8 protein-coding genes are annotated in these 6204 nt (G+C 64.1%); 5 read left to right on the top strand and 3 right to left on the bottom strand.

The features are described 5' to 3' along the window. Together ENZ74_RS18135 and ENZ74_RS18130 are read left to right on the top strand one after the other, a co-directional pair. The coding region (locus ENZ74_RS18135) for a YqaA family protein (RefSeq protein WP_164761076.1) at positions 1 to 534 on the top strand (534 nt) is incomplete at its 5' end. 34 nt (positions 535 to 568) lie between these two features. Next, complete coding sequence (locus ENZ74_RS18130) at positions 569 to 1087, top strand: disulfide bond formation protein B (RefSeq protein ID WP_063169081.1); 519 nt, start codon at positions 569 to 571, stop codon at positions 1085 to 1087. Positions 1088 to 1252: 165 nt separating this feature from the next. Here ENZ74_RS18130 and ENZ74_RS18125 read toward each other — a convergent pair whose 3' ends face one another. Together ENZ74_RS18125 and ENZ74_RS18120 are read right to left on the bottom strand one after the other, a co-directional pair. Further along, the gene (locus ENZ74_RS18125) at positions 1253 to 1810 is read right to left on the bottom strand and encodes an HNH endonuclease (protein WP_006328497.1); all 558 of its coding nucleotides are present in this window, start codon (positions 1808 to 1810) and stop codon (positions 1253 to 1255) included. Positions 1811 to 1938: 128 nt separating this feature from the next. After that, entirely contained in the window at positions 1939 to 2580 is a 642-nt protein-coding gene (locus tag ENZ74_RS18120) for a DNA-3-methyladenine glycosylase (protein ID WP_127312900.1), read from the bottom strand. Positions 2581 to 2654: 74 nt separating this feature from the next. On the opposite strand from ENZ74_RS18120, the gene gluQRS reads away from it, so the two are divergent. Together gluQRS and ENZ74_RS18110 are read left to right on the top strand one after the other, a co-directional pair. Further along, positions 2655 to 3530 (top strand): tRNA glutamyl-Q(34) synthetase GluQRS, encoded by an 876-nt coding sequence (gene gluQRS / locus ENZ74_RS18115; RefSeq protein ID WP_063169082.1) that lies wholly within the window; start codon positions 2655 to 2657, stop codon positions 3528 to 3530. A 145-nt stretch (positions 3531 to 3675) separates the two neighbouring features. Continuing rightward, positions 3676 to 4572: a DMT family transporter gene (locus ENZ74_RS18110; RefSeq protein ID WP_063169083.1), complete on the top strand. Its 897-nt coding sequence runs from the start codon at positions 3676 to 3678 to the stop codon at positions 4570 to 4572. 102 nt (positions 4573 to 4674) lie between these two features. Here ENZ74_RS18110 and ENZ74_RS18105 read toward each other — a convergent pair whose 3' ends face one another. Then, positions 4675 to 5526 (bottom strand): YihY/virulence factor BrkB family protein, encoded by an 852-nt coding sequence (locus ENZ74_RS18105; RefSeq protein WP_013529430.1) that lies wholly within the window; start codon positions 5524 to 5526, stop codon positions 4675 to 4677. A 55-nt stretch (positions 5527 to 5581) separates the two neighbouring features. Here ENZ74_RS18105 and ENZ74_RS18100 point away from each other — a divergent pair. Further along, a partial coding sequence (locus ENZ74_RS18100; RefSeq protein WP_127312899.1) for an SDR family NAD(P)-dependent oxidoreductase occupies positions 5582 to 6204 on the top strand: 623 nt, incomplete at its 3' end.

Here is a 6204-nt window from a genome sequence, read left to right as displayed (position 1 = left end):
GAATGGTGGCTGGCCTTCATCGCCTTCGTCGAAAGCTCGGTGTTCCTGGTGCCGGCCGACGTGCTCTATCTGCCGATGGCGCTGTCGCGGCCGGATCGCGCCTACCGCTATGCGCTGATCGCCACCGTCGCCTCGGTGCTGGGCGGCATCGCCGGCTGGTTCATCGGCCACTATGCCTATGACGCGGTCGCCAGGCCGATCCTCGAATTCTACGGCAAGTACGACGAGTTCGAGCAACTGCGCGCGGGCGCCGGCGTCGGCTTCATCGTCCTGATGCTGATCACGTCGGGTGCCGCCCACCTGCCGCCGATCAAGGTGGTGACGATCCTGTCCGGTGTCATCGGCGTCAATTTGCTGCTGTTCATCGTGCTGGCGATCGTGGCCCGCGGCGCCCGCTTCCTGCTGCTCGCCTGGCTGCTGCGCCGCTATGGCGAACCGATCCGCGAATTCATCGAAAAGCGCCTCGGCCTGATCGCCGGCGCCGGCGCGGTTGCCCTGATTTTGCTCTATATCCTGGTCAAATACGCGTTCTGAACAGAACCATTGCAAGCCGGACGGACCGATTGAAATGACAGCGACCATGAATGCCGACACCGGACGCCAGCGCACGCTGACCGCCTTGTTCCTCGCCGTCGCCATGGCCGCCACCGTTGGCTCGGCGCTCGGCTTCCAGTATCTCGGCGGCTATATCCCCTGCCACCTCTGCCTCGAACAGCGCACGCCCTACTATATCGGCGTCCCGCTGATGGTGCTGGCGGTGATTGCGTCGATGCTGCACGCACCCAGCTGGCTGACGCGCGGCCTGCTGGCCGTCGGCGGCATCCTGATGCTCTACGGCCTCTATCTCGGCGTCTACCACTCCGGCGTCGAATGGCAGTGGTGGGCCGGCCCGACCGATTGTACCGCAGGCGCCGGACCGGTCGACACCGGCGGCAAGGGCGTGCTCGACGCGCTCGACAAATTCGTGCCGCCGTCCTGCGACAAGGCCGCTTTGCGCATCCTCGGCCTGTCGCTGGCCGGCTGGAACGCCATCGCCAGCCTGATCCTCGCCGCCGTCGCCTTCCGAGCCGCTTTCGCCCGCGACTAAACCAATTCGATTGAACGGCGCGACGCAGAGTTCGAGCAAAAATTCGCCAGGCTGAGTCGGATGGCGCGGCTTTCGAGAACCGGAGCGGAGCGTACTGAAGTACGTGAGCACCGGAAGCGCAGAAAGCTGCGTCAGGCGGCCAGCATGGCGGATTTGTGCCGAACTCTATGGTTCGAGTTCGACATCCCAGTAGAGATAATCCATCCAGCTCTCATGCAGATGGTTGGGCGGGAACAGGCGGCCATTGTTGTGCAGATCGTGCACCGTCGGCTGGAAAGGCTTCTGCAACGGCCACATCTTGGCATGCGCCGGCATCATGCCGCCCTTCCTCAAATTGCACGGCGAACAGGCGGCAACGACATTCTCCCACGTCGTCGCGCCGCCGCGATGGCGGGGGATGACGTGATCGAAGGTCAGGTCCTCCGGCGTGCCGCAATACTGGCACTGGAAGCGATCGCGCAGGAAGACGTTGAAGCGGGTGAAGGCCGGGTGCCTGGAGGGCTTCACATAGGCCTTAAGACTGACAACGCTCGGCAGCTTCATCGAGAAGGTCGGCGAGGAGACGGCGTGCTCGTATTCGGCGACGATGTTCACCCGGTCGAGGAACACCGCCTTGATAGCGTCCTGCCACGACCAGAGCGACAAGGGGTAATAGCTGAGCGGACGGTAATCCGCATTCAGCACCAGTGCTGGAAGCCCATCCGGAGATACGGCAACCGTCACGTGTTCACCTCCTTGGTTCTAGACCCGAACGGCACGGATACTGTAAGCCCGACATGACAGGGATGTGAAGCGGATTGTCGCGTCGCTGAAGCGCCAAAAATGCATGATTTTTATGATTTTTCGCGGATTCAGGCCGGCGGCGCGGCGTCCCGCCCTCTGGTTTCACGATAATAGGACCAGAAAAGCCGCGATGCGACACCTCGCCACGGGCTCCATGATTCGGCCAATGCGATCAGCGTTTTCTCCGGCGGACGCGGCTCGATGCCGAGCGCGTGGCCGACCGCGCTCTGCAGCGCGACATCACGCGCGGGGAAAATGTCGGGGTGCCCGGCGGCGAATAAGAGGTACACTTCCGCCGTCCACGGGCCGATGCCGGACACCGCCGTCATCGTCGTGATCGCCTCCTCGGCATCGAGCGAACAGAGGTGATGCAGGTCGAGGCCGTCGACCACGGCCTGGGCAATTGCGATCAGGCCGCGCTGCTTCGGCCGCGACAGGCCGGCCTCGCGAAACATGTCCTCGCCGGCGGCCAGGATCGCCTGCGGCGTCAGCGGATCGACGAGCTTGGTCAGCCGGCCGAAGATCGCATCGGCGCTGGCGCGGGACACTTGCTGCGAGACGACGATCGACGCCAGGCTTCGAAACCCCGGTTCGGACAGCCGCAGCGGCACTTCGCCGGCCATGCCGCGCACCTTTTCCAGGCGCGGGTCGATCACGCAAAGCGCATCGAGCCCCCGGGCAATGTCGTCTGATGCCGCGATACGCTGCATGCTTTCTTGTTCCTGAACCGGCAGCACGGTAGCAATTGGCAAAACCGCCGCACAACCCGATTGCCGCCGCAGAGATGACACTCCTGACATTCCGCTTCGCGCCCAGCCCCAATGGCGACCTGCATCTCGGCCACGCCTATTCGGCGCTGCTCAACCAGAAGCTGGCGGCACGGGCGGACGGCCGCCTGCTGCTGCGCATCGAGGATATCGACACGACGCGCTGCACGCCGCAATTCGAGGCCGGCGTGCTTGCCGACCTGAAATGGCTGGGGCTTGGCTGGGAAGAGCCGGTGCGCCGCCAATCCGAGCATTTCGCCGAATACCAGGCGGTGCTCGAGCGGCTGGTCCGGGAGGAACTCGTCTATCCCGCCTTCATGAGCCGTGGCGAGATCCGCGCCTTCATCACCGACAGTGAAAAGCGTGGGCGCGACTGGCCGCGCGATCCCGATGGCGTGCCGCTCTACCCCGCCGCTGACAAGGCGCTGCCAGTCAAGGAACGCCAGCGGCGGATCGCCGGGAATGCGCCCTTCGCCTGGCGGCTGGATGTCGATGCCGCCTTGGCGCGTGTCGGCAAGGACCTGTCTTGGACCGAATTCGCCGACGAGACGCTTTCCGCGACACGCTCGATCGAAGCCCGTCCGCAGGACTGGGGCGACGTGATCGTGGCGCGCCGCGATATCCCGACCAGCTACCACCTCGCCGTCGTCATGGACGATGCCCTGCAAGGTGTCAGCCACGTCGTGCGCGGACAAGATCTGTTTTCCGCCACCGGCGTGCAGCGCCTGCTGCAGCAACTCCTGGGACTGCCGCAACCCGCCTATTTCCATCATCGCCTCATCCTCGGGCCCGACGGGCGAAAACTGTCGAAGAGCCTGGGCGATACCGGCCTTGCCGCCTTGCGCCATGCCGGCGCATCGCCTGACGACATCAGGCGAATGGTCGGGCTTTGAGCCCGGTGAGACCAAGAAGCCACCCCAGATGGGCCGGCGTTGAATTCCGGTGATCTATGGATCAACCGTTTCGCTTTGCGCGCCGGGGTGAACGGGATTAGAGCATCGCCACGGCAATTCTCTCCAGTGCGGCGGACTCCGGAACATGCACAGCATCAAGCGGTTCATTCCCGCCACCTTCGTCGTTCTGTGGGCGACCGGCTTCATTGGCGCGCGCTACGCCATGCCATGGGCGGAGCCGTTCACCTTCCTCGCCGCGCGGTTCGTCATCGCCGCCATCCTGCTGGCCGTCCTGATGCTTGTATTGGGTTCGAAAAAAGCCACCCGCGAGGAGGCGCTGCATGCCACCGGCGCGGGCATCCTGATGCATGGCGTCTATCTCGGCGCTGTGTTCTGGGCCATCCACAGGGGCATGCCGGCCGGCTTTTCGGCCCTCATCGTCGGCCTGCAGCCGCTGATCACGGCGGTGCTGGCCGGCAAATTCCTCGGCGAGGCGATCCTGCCGCGTCACTGGCTTGGCCTTGGCATCGGCCTCATCGGTATCGTCATCGTGCTGTGGCCGAAGCTCGGCGCGCTCGGCGGCGGCGTGACCGCGGCGACATTGACAGCCTCGCTGGTTTCGGTGCTCGGCATGAGCGCCGGCACCATCTGGCAGAAGCGCTTTGCCTCCGGCGGCGACCTCGTCGCGGCGACCATGTGGCAATATGTCGGCGGTGGCTCGCTGATGCTCGTCGCCTCCCTCGCCTTCGAAACCCACACGGTCGTCATCAATGGCGAACTCATCTTCGCCATGGCCTGGCTGGTGCTGGTGCTGTCGCTCGGCGCCATCTTCCTGCTGATGGTGATGATCCGCGACGGCGAGATGTCGAAGGTCGCCTCGCTGTTCTACCTGGTGCCGGCGGTGACGGCGATCATCGCCTGGGCCCTGTTCGACGAGCAGCTCAACGCACTTCAGATTGCCGGCATGGCGATCACGACATTCGGCGTCGGCCTGGCAACGGCGCGGCAGGCCAAGGGAAGAACTGTGGAATTGAGGAATTGAGGAATTGAGGAATTGAGGAATTGAGGAAGAAGCACAGACAGCGCCGGATATGGCCCGCTTTTTCTCCAATTCTTCAGTTCTTCAATTCCTCAATTCGCCCTGTCATCCCACCCGCGCACGCGCCTCCAGATAGCGGCTGATCGCGGCATTGAGCTCGCCGCCGAGGATGAAGATCGCCGACACCATGTAGAGGAAGACCACGGCGATCATGATCGAGGCCAGGCCGGCATAGGTCGTCACATAGGACGAGAAGTGGTCGAGATAGGTGGCGAAGATGGTCGAACCGATAAGCCATGCCGCCAGCGTGAAGACGATGCCCGGCACCAGCGACACGAAGCGGCGCTTGCCCGCCGGCAGCCAGAAATGGACGGCAAACAATCCGCCGACAATGACCGCCGAAGCGATGACGTAACGCCATAGCGTAATGGTGCCCATATAGGGCTTGATCCAGTCGATATGGGCTTCGGCGAGCCGCGCCAGCAGCGGCGCGAACACCAGGAGCACGCTGATCGCCAGGAAACCGGCCGTGGCGATGAGCACGAAGATGATGCTCTGCACCCGGCGGTAGATGATGCCGCGCGTTTCCGAGACGCGGTAGGCGCGGTTGAGCGACGTGCGCAGCGCCTCGATGCCGTTCGAGGCAAAATAGGCCGCAAGCACCACACCATAGGTCAAAAGGTCGGTGCGCCTGACGGTCAGCACATTGAGCACTTCGCGCGCGATCGGCTTGGCGATCTGTTCGGGCCAGGTGTCGAAGACCAGATGCACGGCCGTGTCGGAGAACGCCTGCGCGCCGAGGAAGCTCGCCAGCGTCGTCGCGAAGATCAGGAACGGGAACAGCGCCATCAGCGAGGTGATCGCCAGATGGCTGGCCATCGCCCAGCCGTCATCGGTGTTGAAATGGCCAAGTGCGTCGTAGAGGACCCGCTTGAGGGCTACGATCTTCCGCAACAAGAACCGCGCCCTCCAATTGTCTCCACGCCGGGAATATGGGAAGGGATTGCGGCAAATGGCAACCCTTGGCGAAACCACGAACAGTCCGGCGCAGAAGTTGCGCTCGATTATCATCACCGGTGCGTCTTCGGGAATAGGCGCGTACTGCGCCCGCGCGTTGAAGGCGGAGGGCTGGCGGGTGTTCGCAACGGCGCGCAAGCCGCAGGACATCGCCGCGCTCGAGGCCGACGGCATCGAGGCCTTCTATCTCGATTATTGCGAGCCGGACTCCATCGCCGCGCTGGTGACGGCGGTGCTCGACCGCACCGGCGGCCGGCTCGACGCCCTGTTCAACAACGGCGCCTATGCGCAGCCGGGCGCCGTCGAGGATCTGCCCGTTGCCGCGCTCAAGCAGCAGTTCGAGGCGAATTTCTTCGGCTGGCATGATTTGACCCGCCGGCTGGTGCCGGTGATGCGCCGCCAGGGTCAGGGCCGCATCGTCCACTGCTCGTCGATCCTTGGCCTCGTGCCGGTGCGCTTTCGCGGCGCCTATTCGGCGTCGAAGCACGCACTGGAGGCCTTGATGCTCTGCCAGCGCCAGGAACTGGCCGGCAGCGGCGTCCACGTTTCGCTGATCGAGCCGGGGCCGGTGAAGTCGAAGATCGCCAGCAATGGCCTCATTTGGTTTCTCAGCAACAT

Origin of the sequence: Mesorhizobium sp. M7A.F.Ca.CA.002.15.2.1, from assembly GCF_003998715.1 — a bacterium.
GTDB classification, from domain to species: Bacteria; Pseudomonadota; Alphaproteobacteria; order Rhizobiales; family Rhizobiaceae; genus Mesorhizobium; species Mesorhizobium ciceri.
The sequence above is the reverse complement of the archived record's forward strand: the minus strand, read 5'-3'. Positions and strand labels throughout refer to the sequence as shown.

Coding starts and splice junctions, on each gene's coding strand:
- ENZ74_RS18120 (WP_127312900.1), bottom strand. CDS start 2,580: ATGCAGCGTATCGCGGCATCAGACGACATTGCCCGGGGGCTCGATGCG.
- gluQRS (WP_063169082.1), top strand. CDS start 2,655: ATGACACTCCTGACATTCCGCTTCGCGCCCAGCCCCAATGGCGACCTG.
- ENZ74_RS18110 (WP_063169083.1), top strand. CDS start 3,676: ATGCACAGCATCAAGCGGTTCATTCCCGCCACCTTCGTCGTTCTGTGG.
- ENZ74_RS18130 (WP_063169081.1), top strand. CDS start 569: ATGACAGCGACCATGAATGCCGACACCGGACGCCAGCGCACGCTGACC.